The following is a 19642-nucleotide window of genomic DNA, read 5'->3' as shown; positions in this document are numbered from 1 at the left end:
GGATGTCCCAGAAGCCGAAGCCGTCGCACGGCCTCACCGTCTGCCCGGACTGCGCGGAGCCCCTGGAGTCGGGTGACCGGTTCTGCGGGGCGTGCGGTCACGACCTGACGGCCGTGCCGGTCGCCGGGGTCGAGCCGGACCGCCCGACCGTGGCCATCGGCACCCCCGTGGCCTGGCCGGACGCCCCGCCCCGGGACCCCGGTTCGCTGTCGACCGCCACCCAGCACCCGGGCGACCTCCCGGGCACCGACTCCGGCGGCCGGGACCTGCCCACGATGGCGGTCCGCACGGACGGGCCGGTGCCTCCCGGCGCCGACCCCGCCGGGCGGACCACGAGCGGCAGCGGTGACTTCGAGCTGGCCGCGCCGGACCCACGTGCGGCGGTACGGGCGGACCCGGCGGCGGCACCCGCCACGAAGCCTGCACCCGCATCGGCAACGTCACCGGCACCCGCATCGGCGGCTCACTCCCCGGCCCCGGATCCGGCCGCCGCCGCTGCTGCCGCTGCCGCCCCCGGCTCCACCCTGTGCGTGGCCTGTCGGGCCGGGCGCGTGGACACCGACGGCTACTGCGAGAACTGCGGCCACGCCCAGCCCCGCGAGCGCGACCACATGGAGCGGGAGCTCGGCAGCGTCGCCGCCGTCTCCGACCGGGGGCTGCGCCATCACCGTAACGAGGACGCGTTCGCCGTATCGGCGACCACGCTCCCCGACGGCTCCCCCGCCACCCTCGCGATCGTCTGCGACGGCGTGTCCTCGGCGACCCGGCCCGACGAGGCGTCCGCCGCCGCCGCCGAGGCGGCCGGTGCCTCGCTGCTCGCCGCGCTCCCCCGGGGAACGCACCCGCAGCAGGCGATGCACGAGGCGATCGTGGCCGCCGCCGAGGCCGTCAACTCCCTCGCGGACGAGCCGGGCCAGGACGGCGCCGAGCACGACCCGCACCGCCACCGCAACGCCCCGGCCTGCACCATCGTGGGCTCCGTCGTCGCCGACGGCCTGCTCGTCGTCGGCTGGGTCGGCGACAGCCGCGTCTACTGGGTGCCGGACGACCGGGCCACCCCGGCCGCCCGGCTCACCGAGGACGACTCGTGGGCCGCGCAGATGGTCGCGGCGGGCCTGATGAACGAGGCGGAGGCGTACGCGGACGAGCGCGCCCACGCGATCACCGGCTGGCTCGGCGCCGACGCGTACGAACTGGAGCCGCACACGGCCGCGTTCAAGCCCGACCGGTCCGGCGTGGTCGTCGTCTGCACGGACGGTCTGTGGAACTACGCGGAGGGCGCCGACGACATGGCCAGGGTCGTCCCGGCCGACGCGTCCGACCGGCCGCTGCACAGCGCCCAGGTCCTCGTCGGCCACGCCCTGGACGGCGGAGGCCACGACAACATCACGGTCGCGCTCGTGCCGTTCACCGTCGCTCCCCAAGGGGCAGGGTCCGCCTGAGCGGTCGCCGGTCCCCTGTCCCTCCCCCGATTGACCGTTGTTGCCCGAGGAGCCGTAACAAATGGCGAACTTCTCCAAGTCGACCGTGCCGCAGTTCTCGGTGGACGTCTACCAGAACGAGTTCCTGCCCGAGGGCGGCCGGGACGTCAGCGCGATCGTCACGGTCACCTCGACCGGCGGCGGCACCACCGGCCGGCAGCCGCTCGCCCCGGCGGGCGGCGGCGGGGCCGGTGTCGTGATCATGGTCGACTGCTCCGGCTCGATGGACTACCCCGCCACCAAGATGCGCGGCGCCCGTGAGGCGACCGCCGCCGCCGTCGACACCCTGCGCGACGGCACGGCCTTCGCCGTCGTCGCCGGTACGCACGTGGCGAAGGAGGTCTACCCGGGGAACGGCGGGCTCGCCGTCGCCGACGCCAGGACCCGGGCCGAGGCCAAGGAGTCGCTGCGCCGGCTCAGCGCGGGTGGCGGCACGGCCATCGGCACCTGGCTGCGGCTCGCGGACCGACTGCTCTCCACCACCGGCCTCACCATCCGGCACGGCATCCTGCTCACCGACGGCCGCAACGAGCACGAGTCGCCGGAGGAGCTGCGGGCCGCGCTCGACGCCTGCGCCGGCCGCTTCACCTGCGACGCGCGCGGGGTGGGTACCGACTGGGAGGTCAAGGAGGTCACCGGGATCGCCTCGGCGCTCCTCGGCTCCGCCGACATCGTCGCCGACCCGGCAGCCCTCGCCGCCGACTTCACGACGATGATGGAGCAGGCGATGGGCAAGGGCGTGGCGGACGTCGCGCTGCGGCTGTGGACCCCGGTCGGGGTGGAGATCGCCTATGTGAAGCAGGTGGCGCCGACGGTCGAGGACCTGACCGGGCGGCGTACGGAGGCCGGGCCGCGCGCCGGGGACTATCCGACGGGCTCCTGGGGCGACGAGTCCCGCGACTACCACGTGAGCGTGCGCGTCCCGCAGGCCGCGATCGGCCAGGAGATGCTGGCGGCCCGGGTCTCCCTGATCGCGCCGGACCCGCTGGGCGGCGACCCGAGGCCGCTGTCCCAAGGACTGGTACGGGCGGTGTGGACCGACGACCTGGCGATGTCGACGTCGATCAACCCGCAGGTCGCGCACTACACGGGCCAGGCCGAGCTCGCGGACGTCATCCAGCAGGGTTTGGATGCCCGCAAATCGGGCGATCACGACGGCGCGACGGCGAAACTGGGCCGCGCCGTGCAGCTCGCGGCGGCCTCCGGTAACGCGGATACGGCGAAACTCCTTTCGAAGGTGGTCGACGTCGTCGATGCGGCGACCGGTACTGTGCGTTTGAAGGCGAAGGTCGCGGAAGCGGACGAGATGACACTCGAGACCCGCTCCACCAAGACCGTTCGCGTCAAGAGGTAGCCCGGCCACGGGCCGGATGACGAGAGGGGGAAGCACCGACATGCCTACCTGCCCGAACGGACACCAGTCGGTCTCCGACGACTGGTGCGAGGTCTGCGGCCATCGCATGGCCGGGGCGGGTGCGCCGACGGGTGCCGTACCGCCGCCTCCCCCGCCGCCGCCCCCCGCGTACGGATATCCCGGCCCCGGTGGCCCCGGTGGTTACGACGCTCCTGGTGCGCCCGGTGGCTTCGGTCACGGTGGCGACCCGAACGCGACGGCCCAGGCCGAGCTCTGTCCGCAGTGCCGGACGCCGCGTGAGCACATGGCGCCGTTCTGCGAGGAGTGCCGCTGGAACTTCCTCACGAACACGGCGACCTCGTACACGCCGGTGGCCCCGCAGAACGTGCCGTCCGCGCAGCGCCCGGCGGGCCCGCCGCCCGGTCTGAACCTGCCGCCGGGCTTCCAGTCCACACCGCCGCCCCCGCCGGGACCGCAGCCGGGCCAGCAGCCGGGCCAGCCGGGTCCGCACGGACAGCCCGGCCCGCACGGACAGCCGGGTCCGCAGGGTCCGCACGGACAGCCGGGTCCGCCGCCGGGTCAGGACCCGTTCGGCTACCAGGGTTCGCGGCCCTCGCAGGTGAACCGCCCGGCCGAGCCGCTCGGTGGCGACCCCACGCACCACCAGGCCCCGCCGCAGCGCCCGCCGGCGCAGCAGCCGCCCGGCCCGGCCGGTCCCGTCGGTCAGGGCGACCCCTTCGGTCCGCCCGGCCACCAGCCGCCCGCGCCTCCGGCGTACCTCCAGACCCCGTCCGCTCCGCCGGCCGCACCCCCGGGCGCTCCGGCCCAGGCCCCGGCGCCGCCCGCGCCGCCGCAGCCGCGCGCGGACGACGACTGGGTGCTCTCGCCGCCTTCGCAGCACCAGGCACCGCCGCAGCCCCCGCAGCACCAGGCACCGCCGCCGCAGCAGCATCAGGCGCCCCCGCAACCTCCGCAGCACCAGGGGCCCCCGCCGCACATGGCGCCCCCGCCGCCACAGCAGCAGCAGCAGCAGCAGCAGCAGTTCCAGGCTCCCCCGCAGCAGCAGTTCCAGCCGCCGCGGCAGCCGCTGTCCTGGACCGCGGTCATCGGTCCTGACCGCGACTACTTCATGGCGATGATGCAGCGCAGCGGCCCGGAGGCCGGCGGGCTGAACCTGCCCGCGTACTCGCCGGACAAGCACCTGCCGCTCCAGGGCAACCAGATCTCCATCGGCCGCCGCCGGCACTCCACCGGCGAGGCCCCGGACATCGACCTGGCGGTGCCGCCGGAGGATCCGGGCGTCTCGCACCAGCACGCCGTGCTCGTGCAGCAGCCGGACGGTTCGTGGGCGGTGGTGGACCAGAACTCCACCAACGGCACCACGATCAACGGCGGCGAGGAGCCGATCCAGCCCTACGTCCCCGTCCAGCTCCAGGACGGCGACCGGGTGCACGTCGGCGCCTGGACGACGATCACGATCCGGGTGGGCTGAACCCCTCTCGGAGCAGCGGCCAGGCGTACGGCCCTCCGGGGTCGTCCAGCCAGGCCCACTGCCGCTCGCCGCTGACCGTCACACCGAAGCGCTCCCGTTCCGGCCGCCCCTCGCGCAGCCAGAGCGAGAGCGCTTCGTTCCTGTCCAGGGCCTGGTCGACCAGCCCCCAGAAGAAGCGGAAGCGCTCGTCCCCGGCCGGGCCGTGGCGCGGGACCCGTCCCGCGACGCCCCGCAGCGCCACGAAGTACGCCGAGGTCGGGAGGAACCGTCCCTCCGCGTGGGTGACGTCGTGCACCCGCAGCAGCAGGAGCCCGGTGGAGAGCGGGGCGAGCACCAGGGCGCCGGGCCGGCACTGGGCGAGCCAGGGGTACGGGACCGAGGGCATCGCGCAGGTCGCCACGATCCGGTCGAAGGGGGCGCGCTCGGGGCAGCCGCGGGCTCCGTCGGCGGCGACCACGGCGGGCCGGTAGCCGACGGCGGCCAGATGGGTCCGGGCGGACTCGGCGATCTCCTCGTCCAGGTCGACGGTGGTGACGTGCTCCGCGCCGAGGCGGTGGCAGAGCAGGGCGGCGTGGTAGCCGGTGCCGGCGCCGATCTCCAGGACGTCGTCCCCGTCACGGACGTCGAGGGCGTGGAGCATCAGGGCCATCAGGGAGGGCTGGCTGGCGGAGGAGACCAGCTCCCCGTCCCGTACCCGGGTGGCGATCGCGGTGTCCGCGTAGGCCCCGCTCAGCCAGCGGTCCCGTCGCTCGGGGTCGGGGTCGCCGGACCAGAGCCGCTCGTAGCCGCCGGTGCCGGGGACGTAGTAATAGGGCACGAAGACATGGCGCGGGACCTCGGCGAAGGCCTGCCGCCAGCGGGCGTCGGTCAGCACGCCCTCGGTCTCGATCTCCCGCACGAGCGCCCGTCGCGCCCGTGCGCCGGCCTCGGCGAACTCGTCCCGCAGCTCACCCATGCCTCCACTCTCCCGCCGCCCGGGGGCCCCGGCGAGCGGTCCTGGACCTCACGTCCTAGGGCGGGGCATCTGAGACGATGGAACGGTGAACGAGATTCCCGGGGAAACAGTGCAGGAGCAGACCTTCTACGAGCAGGTCGGGGGCGAGGAGACCTTCCGCCGTCTGGTCCGCCGTTTCTACGAGGGCGTCGCGGAGGACCCGCTGCTCCGCCCGATGTACCCCGAGGAGGACCTGGGCCCGGCGGAGGAGCGCCTCGCGCTCTTCCTGATGCAGTACTGGGGCGGCCCCCGCACCTACAGCGACCACCGCGGCCACCCGCGCCTGCGTATGCGCCACGCTCCGTTCACCGTGGACCAGGCGGCCCACGACGCGTGGCTCCGTCATATGCGCGCGGCCGTGGACGACCTCGCCCTGGCCCCGGAGCACGAGGCCGAACTGTGGCGCTATCTGACGTACGCGGCGGCGTCGATGGTGAACACGGCCGGCTGACGGCCCCTCACACCCCTGGCACCGCCCCCCACCCCCTGGCACCACCCCCCACACCCCCGGTACCGCCCCCCTCACGGACCCTCCACGGACGGACACATTCCGGAGTCGGAACGCCGGATAACGGTCACGATCGGGTCAAGGTCGGACCGCAAGCGGTTTCCAGCGGCACATGCACTCTGAAAGCATCCGGAAGAAGTTCCGGGAGTGTTCGACGCATGTTCGACGTACGCACCGTGATCAGGGTGGCCAGGGGGATGGGTGACGGGGTTCGTATTTCTGCGTGTCAGGGCGCACCGGCTGCTGCTCGCCGCGGCACTGCTCGCCGTGCTCCTGACGACCTCGGTGCTCGCCACCCTCACCTCGTTCTCCGGGGCGATCGGGGACGCCGCGCTCCAGGCGGGGCTGCGGGGACGATCCGCGGCCGCCGCCTCGCTGCTCGTGAGCGGGCAGGTGCCCGCCGCGAAGCGGGCGGGGGCCGAGGAGGCCGTCCAGAAGGGGATGCGGAAGACCTTCGACGGGCTGCCCGTGACCGTACGGCGGCTCGAACGCTCGGGGCCGTACGCGCTGCCCCGGAGTCTTCAGCCGCCCGCCGCCCGTAAGGGCGACCCCGATCTGACCCACTTCGCCGCGGTCGACCGCTCGCGGCTCTCCCTCGTCAAGGGCGCCTGGCCCTCGGCCGCCCGCACGGCCGGTGTCGTCGAGACGGCGCTGCCCGAGGAGGCCGCGCGACGGCTGAAGGTCGCTCCCGGTGCCGTGCTCGACCTCACCGACCGGCTCGACGACCGGAAGGTGAAGGCCCGGGTCACCGGTGTCTACCGGCCCGCCGACACCGGCGACCTGTACTGGCAGCTCGATCCGGCCGGGGGCCGCGGTGTGCGGACGGTCGCGTTCACGACGTACGGACCCCTGCTCGTCGACCCGGCCGTCATGGCCTCCGGGGCGCTGACCGCCGGCGACACGTCCTGGCTGGGCTCCGCCGACTTCACCGGCTTCACCACCGACCGCATCGACACGCTGCGCGCCACCGCGACCGAGGGCCCGAAGGCGCTGGCCGCCGACATCTCCCCCTTCGGTACGACCATCTCGGCGTCCACCGCACTCCCGACCGTCCTGGAGCAGACCCAGCGGTCCCTGCTCGTCTCCCGCTCCACGCTGCTGATCGTCGCCGTCCAGCTGGTCCTCCTCGCCGCGTACGCGCTGCTGCTCGTCGCCCGGCTGCTCAGCACCGAGCGGTCCGGGGAGACCGCGCTGCTGCGGGCCCGCGGCGGTTCGCGGCGCCGGATCGCCGGGCTCGCCGCCGCCGAGGCGCTGCTGCTCGCCCTGCCCGCCGCGCTCGCCGCCCCGCTCCTGTCCGGACCGCTGACCCGGCTCTTCGCCGAGCGGTCCGCGCTCTCCTCCCTCGGTGTACGGCTCGACACCACCCCGTCGCTCCAGGTGTGGCTGGTGGCCGCCGCCGTCGCCCTCTGCTGCGCCGCGGCCGTCGTCGCCCCCGCGCTGGCCGCCGGGGACGGCTCCGTCGTCCCGCTGCGCAAGGCCCGCTCGGCCGCGCTGCCCGGCCCCGTCCGGGCAGGCGCGGACCTCGGTCTGCTCGCCGTCGCCGGCGTCGCGTACTGGCAGTTGCAGCGGCCGGCGGCGGCAGGCGGGACCCTCGGCACGGACGAGCCCGGCGGGGGCTCCATCGACCCGGTGCTCATCGCCGCGCCCGCCCTCGCCCTGCTCGCCGGCACCGTCCTGACGCTGCGTCTGCTGCCGCCCGCCGCCCGACTGGCCGAGCGGCGCGCGGCGGGCGGGCGCGGTCTCTCCGCCGCGCTCGCCGGCTGGCAGTTCAGCCGCCGGCCGCTGCGCGGCGCGGGCCCCGTGCTGCTGCTCGTCCTCGCCGTGGCGATGGGCATGCTGGCGATCGGGCAGAGCGCCTCCTGGGAGCGTTCGCAGCGCGACCAGGCCGACTTCCGCACCGGCTCGGCCGTCCGCGTCATCAGCGCCGGACCGGGCGAGCCCACCCAGACCGAGCAGTGGGACGCCGTGCCCGGCGTCCACGCCGTCGCCCCGGTGCACCGCACCTCCCTCGACGTGGCCGGGAAGAACGCGACCGTCCTGGCCGTGGACACCCGCGGCGCCGCCGGTGCGCTGTCCCTCCGCTCCGACCTCGCCGACCTCCCCGCCCGCTCCCTCCTCGCCCCGCTCGCCCCACCCGCCGGCGAGGGCCCCGCGACCGCCGGGCTCCCGATGCCGGCCGGCAGCCGGACGCTCACGGTCGACCTGCGGCTCGCCGAACCCAAGGGCGCCGCGCAGCTCACGGCCGCCCTGGAGGACCCGAGCGGCGTCCTGTACCGGCTGCCCCTGGGCATGCTGCCCTCCGACGGCCGGACCCACCGGCTGAGCCTCGACCTCGGCGCCCTGGCCTCCGGTGGCGGCGCCGGGGCCGACCGCGGCTCCGCCGGGCTGCTCACCCTGGTCGGCCTGGAGGCCGGCAGCCAGATCGCCGGGGGCTCCCGGGGCTCCCAGACCCTCCTCGTCGAACGGTTCGGGCTCGTCGGCGCGGACGGCCGCGAGAAGGTCCACGCCCCCGGGCGGCTCCTCTCCTCCTGGAAGCACTCCGCCGAGCAGACCGACCAGGGCGAGGCCAAGGCGGGCAGGCCCGTGTCCGGCGTCCCCGGCGAACCGGGACCCGGCGGCCGACCCGCCCCGTACTCCCTGACGTTCGCCGCCGCGGGCGCGCCCCTGGACTCGCCGTGGATCATCGAGGAGTACACGGTACGGATGAACGCCCCGGCGCCCGCGGCCCCGAGGCTCCTGCCGGCCGTGGCCACCGAGACCTTCATGACGGCCACCGGCGCCGGACCCGGCGAACCCATCGAGGTCGCCATCGGCGGCCGCACGGTGAAGATCACCGTCGTCCACGTCGTCAAGGAGCTGCCGACCACCGGTCCCGGGGCCCGCGCCGCCACCGCGACCAGCCACACCGCCACCCCCGACGACGGCGGCACGGTCCTCTTCGACCTCGCCTCCGCCAACCGCTCTCTTGCCACCGGCATCCCCTCGTCCGCGCCGCCCACCGAATGGTGGCTTGCCGTGGAACGCGGCCGGGCGGCCGAGGTCGCCGCGGCCCTGCGCGCCCTCCCCCATGTGGACCCCGACCAGGTCCTCGTACGCGACGAACTCGCCGCCGAACTCCTCGGCGACCCGCTCGGCGCGGGCCCCAACGCCGCCCTGATGGCGGTCGCGGCCGCCGCCGCCGCGCTCGCCGCCGTCGGCTTCGCGGTCGGCTCGGCCGGCGCGATACGGGAACGGTCCGCCGAGTTCGGCGTCCTGCGGGCACTGGGCACACCGCGCCGCCGGCTCGCCCGGCTGATCGCCGCCGAGCAGGGGCTGCTCATCGCCATCGGCCTGCTCATCGGCATCGGACTCGGGGCCGTCCTGGCCCGGGCCGTCGTTCCGCTCGTCGTCCTGACCGGCCAGGCCGCCCCGCCCGTCCCCCCGGTCCTCGTCGAACTGCCCCTCCACCACGTGGCCGTGCTGCTCGCCGGTGTCGCCGCGCTGCCCCTGGCCCTGGTCGCCGCGATCGCCCTGCGCCGCACCGACCCGGCCGTGACACTGCGACACCAGGGGGACAACTGATGCCCGGCACCGGCGGGGAGACCCCGGACCCGCTGTCGTCGGGTGAGGCGCACGCCGCCGCCACACCGCCGCGCCGCTCGGGTGACACGCGTGACGCCGACACCCCACCGCCGTCGTCGGGTGACACGCGTGACGCCGACACCCCACCGCCGTCGTCGGGTGACACGCGTGACGCCGACACCCCCTCCGTACGCAGGAAGGCCACCGACATGCCCCGGCCGCCCCAGTCCTCGTCGGCGTCCCAGTCCTCGTCGGGCCCCGAGTCCGGCCGGTCTTCCCGGTCTTCCCGGCCCGGCCGGTCGCCCCGGGCCGCCGAGCCCGTGCGACCCGTGGCGCCCTGGGTGCGGACCCGGCTGCGGACCGCGCCCTGGGCCGCCGTCTCGCTCGCCCTCCTGGTCCTGGCCACCGCCTACCTCGCCGCCGCGCTGCCGCGCGCGGTCGACGCGTACGAGACGGAGGGGCTGCGGCACGACATCCGCACCGCCGCCCCCCGGAGCAGCGTCCTCGAACTGACCGCCTCCCCTCCCGGTCTCGATCCCGACCTGGCCGTACGCGAGGCAGCCGTGGCGCCCGCCGTGCTCCGTAAGCAGCGCGACGCGCTGCGGGCGCTGCTGCCCGAGCCGCTGCGCACCGACCCCCGGCAGACCGTCAACGGGCTCCGTACGGTCAAGCGCGTCTACGGAACCGACCCCTGGCTGCCCCGCCCCGACGGACTTCCCCCGGAGTTCCTGCTCACCTCCCCGTCCGATCTGACCGAACACGCCACCCTGCGCAAGGGCCGCCTCCCCGCTGGCACCGCCCGCGCCCCCGAAGCGGCCGTGACCCCGGCGACGGCCACGTCGCTGCGTCTGAAGCCCGGTTCCGTCGTGCACGTACCGGACCGGACCGGCGGGGGCTCGATCGCCGTCACCGTGACCGGGATCGTCGAGCCGCGCGAACCCGAGAGCGCGTACTGGGCGGTGGACACGCTCCTGCGGACCCCGGTGCTCGCGGCGACGCGAGTCGGCGCCGACGTGAAGGACTACTGGCAGGCGGGGCTGCTCCTCTCCCCCGCCTCGGCGCCCGCCATGATCTCCACCCAGGGCGAGCCGGAGGCCTTCTTCCAGTTCGTGCCCACGGCCGGCCACCTGACCGGCCGGGACGCGGACCGGCTCGCCGCCGTGCTCGACTCGGCGGCGAGCGGCCCGGATCTGGTCGGGATACGCGAGGTCGTCGGGCCCACGGGCGCGCTGACCACCGATCTCGACGTGATCGTGGACTCGTACCGCTCGATGCGGGGGGCGATCGGTCCGATCGTGGCCGTCGCCGTCCTCGGCACCGGGACCGTCGCGGCGGTCGTCCTCGCCATGACGGGCGGACTGTTCGTCGCCCGCCGGGACAGCGAACTCGCCCTGCTCCGCTCCCGTGGCGCCTCGCTCACCGGCATCGGTCTGCGGCTGCTCGGCGAGACCTCGGTGGTCGTCGTACCGGCGGCGGCACTCGCTCTGGGGCTGGCGGTGGCGACCGTACGGGGGCCGGGCGGCGGGCCCGAAGAAGCGGCGGAATCCTGGCTCGGAAGCCGGTCCGGGGGCATCCCCTTGCTCCCCTCCCTCCTCGCCGCCTCCGCCGTCGCCCTGCTCTCGATGCTCGTCCTGCCGCTGCGGGCCGTCGTCCGGCACAGGCGCCCCCGCCTGCACGGCGGTCGCGACGACCTGGCCACCGCGCGCCCCTCCCGGCGCCGTACGGTCCTCGAACTCACCCTGCTCGTCCTGGCCGTGGGCGCCGTCACCTCGCTACGGCTCCGCGGCACCGACGACGCGGGCGACCATCTGGTGAGCGCCGCCCCGGTGCTCGTCGGTCTGATCGCCGCCATGCTGCTCGTACGGCTCTACCCGCTGCCGCTGCGGTGGGCGGCCCGCCCCGCCCGCCGGCTGCGCGGGGCCGTCGGGCCGCTGGCCCTGGCCCGCGCCGGACGCTCGTCCTCGGCGGGCACCCTCCCCCTGCTCGCGCTCGTCATGGCGCTGACCACGGCGGCCTTCGGCGGTTCCGTCCTGGCCGGTATCGGCGAGGCCCGCGACCGGGCCGCGCTCCTGGCGACCGGCGCGGACGCCCGGATCGACGGCTCGGTCGAGTGGACCCCGCTGCCGGCCGGCCTCACCGAGGCCGTGCGCGGTACGGCGGGGGTGCGGGACGTGACCGCGGTACAGATGGAGTACGGGGCGAACCTGGCGTCCCCCCAGGACTCCTCCGCCCAGCCGATGAGCTCGGCGCTCGTGGGCGTCGAACCGGACTCGTACGCCCGGCTCGCGGAGCGGACCGGTTTCGGCCCGTTCCCGGCGGCGCTGCTCGCGTCGACGGGGAAGGGCGGAAAGGAGGTCGCGGCGGACCGGGAACGGGTGCTGCCCGCGATCGCCTCGCCGTCGGTCGCCGAGTGGCTCGGCGAGGGTCCGCAGGAGGTCGTGTCGGCGGCCGGGGTGTTCCGGGTGCGGATCGTCGCGGTCCGCTCGAACACCCCGGCTCTCCAAGCCGCCGACTTCCTCCTCGTCAACGCCGCCGACCTCACCCACCGGGACGCCACCGCGCTGCTCGTCACGGGGCCGGAGGACGGCGCCGCGCTGCGGGCCACGGTGAAGGCGAACTCCGACGACCTCCTGGTGACGATGCGGACCGAGGAGCGGGCCGGCTACGTGGACTCGCCGCTCCAGTCGGGCGCCGAGCGGATGTACCTGGGCGCGATCGGCGCGGGCGCCGGATTCGCCGTGGTCGCCGTGCTGCTCTCGCTGATGCAGAGCGCGCCGGAGCGGACCACGCTCCTCGCGCGTCTGCGGACGATGGGCCTGACCCGCAAGCAGGGCCGGCGGCTGCTCGGTCTGGAGGCACTGCCGCAGGCGGTCCTCGCGGCGGTCGGCGGCACGCTCGCCGGCTGGGCGACGGTGCCGCTGCTCGCGCCCGGCGTCGACCTGATCCGGCTCGCGCTGGCGACCGCACCGGGACTCGCCCCGCTGGACAGCGCGCCGCTGCGGGCCGATCCGTGGTCGCTGGTGGTGCCGGCGGTCGCGGTGGTCCTGATCACGGCGCTGGCGGCGGGCGGACAGGCCTGGTGGGCGGGGCGCAGGGGCTCGATCAAGGAACTCAGGGCAGGAGACGCACGATGACGAAGACCGACACGTCGAGCCGGGCCGGTGCGGCGGGGTCCGCCACGGACGCCACCACCCTGGAGGAGCTGGAGCGGAAGGCGACCGCGCGGCGCGATCGGCTCTCCTTCGGTCATGACGCGCTCATCGCCTGCGACCGCCTCGTCCGGATCTTCACCACGGACGGGGTGGAGGTGCAGGCCCTCCAGGGGCTCGATCTCCTCGTGAAGGAGGGTGAGTTGATGGCCCTGGTCGGCGCGTCCGGCTCCGGCAAGTCGACGCTCATGAACATCCTCGCCGGCCTGGACGTGCCGACCGCCGGCGCGGCCCGGGTCGCCGGGGCCGACCTGCTCGCGATGGACGGCAAGGCGCGGCTGCGCTACCGCCGCGAGGTCGTCGGCTTCGTCTGGCAGCAGACCGCCCGCAACCTCCTCCCCTATCTGACGGCAGCCCAGAACGTGGCGCTCCCCATGCAGTTGAAGGGCCGCTCGACGTCGAGGCAGAAGGCCGAGCGCGCCGAGGAACTCCTGGCGATGCTGGGCATCGCGGACGCCCGCGACCGGCGCCCGCACCAGCTCTCCGGCGGCCAGCAGCAGCGGGTGGCCATCGCGGTCGCCCTGGCCAACAACCCGGCCGTACTCCTCGCCGACGAGCCGACGGGCGAGCTGGACTCCGCCACCGGCGAGCAGGTGTTCGCGGCCTTCCGCCGCGCCAACGAGGAACTGGGCACGACGATCGTGATCGTCACCCACGACCAGGCGGTCGCCTCGGAGGTCCGCCGCACGGTCGCCATCCGCGACGGCCGCACCTCCTCGGAGGTCCTGCGCCGCACGGAGGTCGACGAGCAGGGCAAGGAGTCCCTGGTGGCCCGGGAGTACGCGATGCTCGACCGCGCGGGCCGGCTGCAGCTCCCGGCGGAGTACACGGAGGCGCTCGGCATGCGGCACCGGGTGGCCCTGGAGCTGGAGCAGGACCATATCGGGGTGTGGCCGGACGACGCGGAGGGCTGAGCAACCGGGGGGGCGCGTGCGGACGTCCCACCTTGCGGGGGTGATGTCCATGTCATCTAGGGGTTCTGGTCCGATGGGCGCGGGGAGTCCGGCGGGCGCGGGGAGTCCGATGGACGCGGGGAGTCCGATGGGCGTGGGGGGCTGGGTGGCCACGCTCCTGCCGGCGTTCTGCGCGGTGGCCGTCTACGCCTGGTCGGTCTGGTCCTTCGGGAGCGCCTCGGCACCCTCCACCACGGTCGCGGTATCGGTCGGCGGGGCGGCGATCCTCGTCTCGGCGGTGGCCTACTACCTGCTCGTCGACGGGGTGGCCGGCTTCTGGGGCGCGCTGGCGCTGGTCGGCGCACTGCTGCTCTCGGTGGCCACCGCCGACCAGTGGGCCTCGCGCGGGGCGGTCGCGGAGTGTGTCGTGGTGAAGGTCCACGAGGAGCAGCACGTATCGGTCGGCGAGGGCGGCGGCGAGCGGACCGTGTACCGCCACACGCTGCGCTGCCCCGGCGGCTATCCGTCGGCCCTGGCGGAGAACCGCCGGGTCGCCCCGGACGGCGGGGGGGTACGGGTCGCCTACGACCCGCGGCGACGGGTGGCACCGGCGATGGAGGGCGCGTCCCCGTCCTGGGGCCAGGCGGTCTTCGCCGTACTGCTGCTCGCGGCCGCGACGGCGGGGGCGCGGAAGTTCAGCCGCGCGGGCCGCCGGGAGCGAGAGGCCCGTTCGGATCCGTCAGGCCGGCCGCCGTCGGCCGGAAGCCGCGGCGCTCGTGGACGGTGAGCTCGTCACCGGTGAGCGCCGGGGGTGACCGTCAGCGACACGGACACCGTGCGGAGGGCGATCGAGCCGTACGGGGTGCGCAGCCGCAGCCAGGGGCCGGAGGCGAAGAGCGCGACCGGGGCCTCGGTGTCCTCAGGGGGCAGGAAGCCCAGCGACTGCGCGGCGTGCACGGCCCGCAGCGGGAGTCCGGTGGACCCGAGGGTCCGGGACCAGATCTCGCGGCCGATCCGGTCGCGCTCGGCCCTGGTGCGCCGCTCCTCGGGCAACTCCTCGTCCCGCGCACGGAATTCGGCGACGGCCGCGGCGACCGCGCCGCGCATCTCGGCTCCGCCCGGCAGCCCGGCGACCGGCTGCCAGCCGGCCCGGGGCGGGAGGACACCGGTCCACGGGGGCCCGGTGACGGTGTCCGGGACGACCGCCTTGCCCGCCGACTCCTCGATGCCTTCGAGGAGTTCACCGGCGGAGACGGTGACGTCGAGGTCGACGGCGTCGACGAGCCGGGCCGTACGGATCGCGAGCACCTCGAAGGACGGCGGCCGGCCGAAGACGGCCAGCGCCCCGCCGCCCGCCTGGAGGCGGACGGCCGCGGCCCGGTCGTAGTGGACCAGCCGGCCCAGGAAGGCGGCGAGGGCCGCCGCCTCCCGGGCGTCGGCGAAGTGCAGCGGCGCGAGCACGGTCATGCGGCGGACTTCGCCCCTCCGGACGTCATCCCGTCGTCGACGTACTCCTGGAGGAACGAACGCTCCTCGGCGGTGATCCGGCGCGGTCGCTGCGCCGCCAGGTCGAAGGGCACGACGACCGTGGCGGCCCGTACGTACGTGACGTCCGGGTCCTTGATCTCGTACGCGATCGTCAGGGACGCCGCGCCTATCTTCGTGACCCACGACTCGATGGTCACCGGCTCGTGCCGGTGGACCAGCGGCCGCACGTAGTCGATCTCGTGCCGGGCCACGACGGACCCGCCCGAGAACGAGGGGGAACCGTCCCCCGGCGCCAGCCGGAACATGAAGTCGATCCGCGCCTCTTCCAGGTACCGCAGGAAGACGACGTTGTTGACGTGCCCGAAGGCGTCCATGTCCGACCAGCGCAGGGGACAGCTGTAGATGTGCCTGGTCACTGACTCAGCCTCGGGTCAGCTTCTTGTACGTGGCACGGTGCGGACGGGCCGCGTCGGCGCCGAGACGCTCGACCTTGTTCTTCTCGTACGACTCGAAGTTGCCCTCGAACCAGTACCACTTCGACTCGCCCTCGTACGCGAGGATGTGCGTCGCCACTCGGTCCAGGAACCAGCGGTCGTGGGAGATGACCACGGCCGCGCCGGGGAACTCGAGGAGGGCGTTCTCCAGCGAGGAGAGGGTCTCGACGTCGAGGTCGTTGGTGGGCTCGTCGAGGAGCAGCAGGTTGCCGCCCTGCTTGAGGGTGAGCGCGAGGTTCAGACGGTTGCGCTCACCACCGGAGAGCACGCCGGCCGGCTTCTGCTGGTCCGGGCCCTTGAAGCCGAACGCGGAGACGTAGGCGCGGGACGGCATCTCGACGTGGCCGACGTTGATGTAGTCGAGCTCGTCGGAGACGACGGCCCACAGCGTCTTCTTGGGGTCGATGTTGGCGCGGCTCTGGTCGACGTACGAGATCTTGACGGTCTCGCCGACCTTGACGGTGCCGGAGTCCGGGGTCTCCAGACCCTGGAGCATCTTGAAGAGCGTGGTCTTGCCGGCGCCGTTCGGGCCGATGACGCCGACGATGCCGTTACGCGGCAGGGTGAAGCTCAGGTCGTCGATGAGGACCTTGTCGCCGAAGGCCTTGGAGAGGTTGCTGACCTCGACGACGATGGAGCCCAGGCGCGGGCCCGGCGGGATCTGGATCTCCTCGAAGTCCAGCTTCCGCATCTTGTCGGCCTCGGCGGCCATCTCCTCGTAGCGAGCGAGACGGGCCTTGGACTTGGCCTGACGCCCCTTGGCGTTCGAGCGCACCCACTCGAGCTCTTCCTTCAGACGCTTCGCGCGCTTGGCGTCCTTCTGGCCCTCGACCTTGAGGCGGGTCGCCTTGTTGTCGAGGTAGGTGGAGTAGTTGCCCTCGTAGGGGTGGGCGCGACCGCGGTCGAGCTCCAGGATCCACTCGGCGACGTTGTCGAGGAAGTACCGGTCGTGGGTGACGGCGACGACGGTGCCGGGGTACTTGGCGAGGTGCTGCTCCAGCCACTGGACGGACTCGGCGTCCAGGTGGTTGGTGGGCTCGTCGAGGAGGAGCAGGTCGGGCGCCTCGAGGAGCAGCTTGCAGAGCGCGACGCGGCGCTTCTCGCCACCGGAGAGGTTGGTGACGGCCCAGTCGCCGGGCGGGCAGCCCAGGGCGTCCATGGCCTGCTCGAGCTGCGCGTCGAGGTCCCAGGCGTTGGCGTGGTCCAGGTCTTCCTGGAGCTTGCCCATCTCCTCCATGAGCGCGTCCGAGTAGTCGGTCGCCATGAGCTCCGCGACCTCGTTGAAGCGGTTCAGCTTCCCCATGAGCTCGGCGGCGCCGTCCTGCACGTTCTGCAGGACGGTCTTCGACTCGTCGAGCGGCGGCTCCTGGAGGAGCATGCCGACGGTGAAGCCGGGCGACAGGAACGCGTCACCGTTGGACGGCTGCTCAAGGCCGGCCATGATCTTCAGAACGGTGGACTTACCGGCACCGTTCGGGCCGACCACACCGATCTTCGCGCCCGGCAGGAAGCTCAGCGTCACGTCATCGAGGATGACCTTGTCGCCGTGCGCCTTGCGCGCCTTGCGCATCGTGTAGATGTACTCAGCCAAGAGAAACCGTCCGGCAAAGAGTGAGTGGGCAGATACACCCATCTTGCCTGACCGGCGCCCTCGGGCGGAAACCGGTAAGGCGGGAGCCGGGGCCCGGCAGGGGGGCGCGCCGGGCGCGCGGTGGAGCCTTACCGGGCGGTAGGGGGCGGAAACGGAGCCCGGGACGTGCGACGACCCCGGACGCCGAGGCGTTCCGGGGTCGTGCGGGGATCACGAGTCCATCACGATGTGACGCAGATCACTCGGGATCGAGTGGCTTCCCGGTGCCGGCGGGCCGGCACCGGGGGCCTGGGATCAGGCGCCGGCCGTCTTCTTCTTGCGGAGGAAGAACACCGCGCCGCCGCCGATCACGACGAGCGCGGCGGCGATGCCGGCGATCATCGGGGTGGCGTTGGAGCTGCCGGTCTCGGCGAGGTCGCCGCCACCGGTGGTGGTGGAGCCGGTCGTACCGGTGGTGCCGGTGGAGCCGGTGGTGCCGCCCGTGGTGTCACCGGTCGTGGGAGCGGTGGTCGACGGGGAGGGCTCGGTCGGGGGCTCCGTGCTGGGGGTCTCGGACGGCTTCGGGCCGGGGGTGGCCGTCTTGCAGTCCAGGACGCCCTCGAAGGTCTCCTCGAAGCCGTTCGGGCCGGTGATGGTGAACTTGTACGCCTCGTCCTCGGCGAGCGGGACCGGGATGGTCTTCTTCTCACCGGCGGCGATGGTGTACGAGGTGCCCTTCAGGTCGAAGGTCCAGGGCTCGTCGCCCTCGTTGGACGCGATGACCTCGAGGCCGCCCTTGGCGCAGTCCTTGGCGACCGTGACGGCCGGGACGGCACCCTTCTTCGCCCACGTGGCCGAGGCCTGGGCGTTGACGGTCGACTCGCTGGAGCCGGCCAGGATCAGGGTCTGGGACGGGCCGTCGATGGAGACGAACGCGCGGCCCAGGGAGACCTTGGTGGTGGCCTCGGCGGTCAGACCGGCGGTGCCGTCGGCGGTGCCGGCGGGAACGTCGAAGTAGACCTGGTCGCCGTTCTTGGCCTCGGTGACGGGCTTGCCGTCCTTGTCCACGATCTTGACGCTGTCCGGGGTGCCCGGGGCGGTCGTCAGCTTGGCGATCTGGGCGTTGGTGGAGACGGTGATCGGGCCGAGACGGTCACCGGCCTTGCCCGCGACCGAGGACGGGGAGAGCGAGAGGGAGGCCTTCGGCTCCTCGAGCTTGACCGCGTCCTTCAGGAGCTGCTCGGTGAGCTTCTGGGCGTCGGGGCTCTTCGGCGTCGCCGTCACGTCGTCGGACAGGGTCCAGATGGCGGCCTGGGTGGCCGCGGCGGCCTCGTCCTTCGACAGGTCGACGTCGAGCTTCTTGCCGAGCTCCTCGGCGGAGAGCTTCGGGTAGCCGTTCTCGAGGATCCAGAGGATCTTTCCGGCGTTCTCGTTGTTGTGCAGGGAGGACTCGTCCCAGCCGACTTCCTTGTAGTCGAAGTCGTGCTTGGCCGGCGTCCGGAGGTCGATGCAGTAGGTCTGGAGGGTTCCCCCGCCCTCGACCTGCATCTTGAAGAGGCCGCCCTGGACGGGCCACTTCGAACCGTTCTTCTCGACGATCTCGACGTCGTCCCGGTCGGTCATCCCGCCGAGCTTCGCCGTCACACCTCCGGTGCCGGGGGCACCGTCGTCGGCCAGCGCCGGACCGGCGGTCGCTATCGCACCGGCCATGACGAGGCCGGACACGAGGGCGGCTGCGGCGAGGCGGGCAGCCCCTCGTCCACGAACTGAATACATTGCTTTCCCCTCCGGGCGAGTCGCTCCGCGAACTTGGTTGATTCGCGTGGGGGGAGCGCACGCCAGCAGATCACAGACCCGATGGGCTCACGTGCCACATGAGTACCCGGGAATCCTAGGGATGGGGAGCCCCCGGGTGCCCGGCCATGCGGTCAGATAACCATTCCGAATCGGAATCGTTATCACGCAGGGCGAGTTGGTCGACAAATCGCCACAACTCAAGGTCAGGGCACGGTCACCAACCGCGCCGCCGACTCAGCCGCGGCCTCCGCCGCCGCCACCGCCCACGGGTCCCGCTCCGGCGCCGCCGCCGGCTCGGGCCGTGGCTTCTGTTCCGTCCGCGCCGCCCGCCGGAAGGCCGCCGTCCCCCGGCTCAGATCGTGCCCCACGGCCAGTGCGGCCACGTCGACGAAGGTCTTGCGCTGCCCGTCCCGCTCGTCCTCACGCACCCTCAGCCGGCCGTGCACCACGAGCGGTTCCCCGACGGACACCGAGGCCGCCAGATTGGCCCCGAGGGAGCGCCAGGCCGACACCGTGTAGAAGCTGGTGGGCCCGTCGGCCCAGAGCTCCTTCTCGCGGTCCCAGCGGCGCGTCGTCACCGCGAAGCGGAACCTGGCCACCCCGCCCGTCGCCGTGTCCCGGTACTCCACCGCCGTCGCCACGTTGCCGACGAGCGTCACGGTCGTGTCGTTCATGGTCCGTTCCCCCACCCTGCGTTCACGCTGCTGTCTCTTCACCGGTCGGACACCATCGTGGGGCCGGGGAGAAGAACGTGCCGGGGGCTGTGCACAGCCATGGGCATGTGGACAACTCCCCCACCCG

General features: G+C 73.9%; 14 protein-coding genes. 8 read left to right on the top strand and 6 right to left on the bottom strand.

Annotated elements, in window-relative coordinates:
- The first annotated feature begins 2 nt into the window (after positions 1–2).
- The 3 genes from N5875_RS25440 (at position 3) to N5875_RS25430 (ending at position 4327) form a co-directional block, all read left to right on the top strand.
- Positions 3–1442: a PP2C family serine/threonine-protein phosphatase gene (locus tag N5875_RS25440; protein ID WP_338496271.1), complete on the top strand. Its 1440-nt coding sequence runs from the start codon at positions 3–5 to the stop codon at positions 1440–1442.
- Between the two features lie 61 nt (positions 1443–1503).
- Complete coding sequence (locus N5875_RS25435; protein WP_338496268.1) at positions 1504–2835, top strand: VWA domain-containing protein; 1332 nt, start codon at positions 1504–1506, stop codon at positions 2833–2835.
- A 40-nt stretch (positions 2836–2875) separates the two neighbouring features.
- Positions 2876–4327 carry an FHA domain-containing protein gene (locus tag N5875_RS25430; protein WP_338496266.1) on the top strand — a complete coding sequence of 484 codons (1452 nt, stop codon included), beginning with the start codon at positions 2876–2878 and terminating at the stop codon, positions 4325–4327.
- On the opposite strand, the gene N5875_RS25425 is transcribed toward N5875_RS25430, so the two are convergent.
- A complete protein-coding gene (locus tag N5875_RS25425) occupies positions 4308–5282 on the bottom strand; it encodes a methyltransferase domain-containing protein (protein WP_318209833.1) in 975 nt (324 codons plus the stop codon). The two genes, N5875_RS25430 and N5875_RS25425, sit on opposite strands and share 20 nt — an antisense overlap.
- 85 nt (positions 5283–5367) lie before the next feature.
- Between N5875_RS25425 and N5875_RS25420 the strand changes: the two genes are divergently transcribed.
- The 5 genes from N5875_RS25420 to N5875_RS25400 all read left to right on the top strand — a co-directional run bounded on the left by N5875_RS25420 (position 5368) and on the right by N5875_RS25400 (position 14279).
- The gene (locus N5875_RS25420; RefSeq protein WP_318209834.1) at positions 5368–5772 is read left to right on the top strand and encodes a globin; all 405 of its coding nucleotides are present in this window, start codon (positions 5368–5370) and stop codon (positions 5770–5772) included.
- 258 nt (positions 5773–6030) lie between these two features.
- Positions 6031–9390 (top strand): FtsX-like permease family protein, encoded by a 3360-nt coding sequence (locus tag N5875_RS25415; protein ID WP_338496262.1) that lies wholly within the window; start codon positions 6031–6033, stop codon positions 9388–9390.
- A complete protein-coding gene (locus N5875_RS25410; protein ID WP_338496259.1) occupies positions 9390–12524 on the top strand; it encodes an FtsX-like permease family protein in 3135 nt (1044 codons plus the stop codon). The genes N5875_RS25415 and N5875_RS25410 overlap by 1 nt, the downstream gene beginning before the upstream one ends.
- Positions 12521–13513, top strand: coding sequence for an ABC transporter ATP-binding protein (locus N5875_RS25405; RefSeq protein ID WP_338496256.1), 993 nt, complete (start codon positions 12521–12523; stop codon positions 13511–13513). Before N5875_RS25410 ends, N5875_RS25405 begins: the two co-directional genes overlap by 4 nt.
- Before the next feature lie 145 nt (positions 13514–13658).
- Positions 13659–14279 carry a hypothetical protein gene (locus N5875_RS25400; protein ID WP_338496253.1) on the top strand — a complete coding sequence of 207 codons (621 nt, stop codon included), beginning with the start codon at positions 13659–13661 and terminating at the stop codon, positions 14277–14279.
- Positions 14280–14284: 5 nt separating this feature from the next.
- Here N5875_RS25400 and N5875_RS25395 read toward each other — a convergent pair whose 3' ends face one another.
- From N5875_RS25395 to N5875_RS25375, 5 genes are all read right to left on the bottom strand, one after another.
- Positions 14285–14959, bottom strand: coding sequence for a hypothetical protein (locus N5875_RS25395; RefSeq protein WP_338496251.1), 675 nt, complete (start codon positions 14957–14959; stop codon positions 14285–14287).
- On the bottom strand, positions 14956–15396 hold the full coding sequence (locus N5875_RS25390; protein ID WP_318209840.1) for a thioesterase family protein: 441 nt from the start codon (positions 15394–15396) through the stop codon (positions 14956–14958). Before N5875_RS25390 ends, N5875_RS25395 begins: the two co-directional genes overlap by 4 nt.
- Before the next feature lie 4 nt (positions 15397–15400).
- Entirely contained in the window at positions 15401–17065 is a 1665-nt protein-coding gene (gene ettA, locus N5875_RS25385; protein WP_318209841.1) for an energy-dependent translational throttle protein EttA, read from the bottom strand.
- 294 nt (positions 17066–17359) lie between these two features.
- Entirely contained in the window at positions 17360–18820 is a 1461-nt protein-coding gene (locus tag N5875_RS25380; RefSeq protein ID WP_338496249.1) for an LAETG motif-containing sortase-dependent surface protein, read from the bottom strand.
- Between the two features lie 224 nt (positions 18821–19044).
- A complete protein-coding gene (locus N5875_RS25375; RefSeq protein WP_338496248.1) occupies positions 19045–19515 on the bottom strand; it encodes a single-stranded DNA-binding protein in 471 nt (156 codons plus the stop codon).
- Between the last annotated feature and the right edge of the window lie 127 nt (positions 19516–19642).

The organism is Streptomyces sp. SJL17-4 (genome assembly GCF_036826855.1).
Taxonomy (GTDB): Bacteria; Actinomycetota; Actinomycetes; order Streptomycetales; family Streptomycetaceae; genus Streptomyces.
This window is presented reverse-complemented; position numbering and strand designations above follow the sequence as displayed.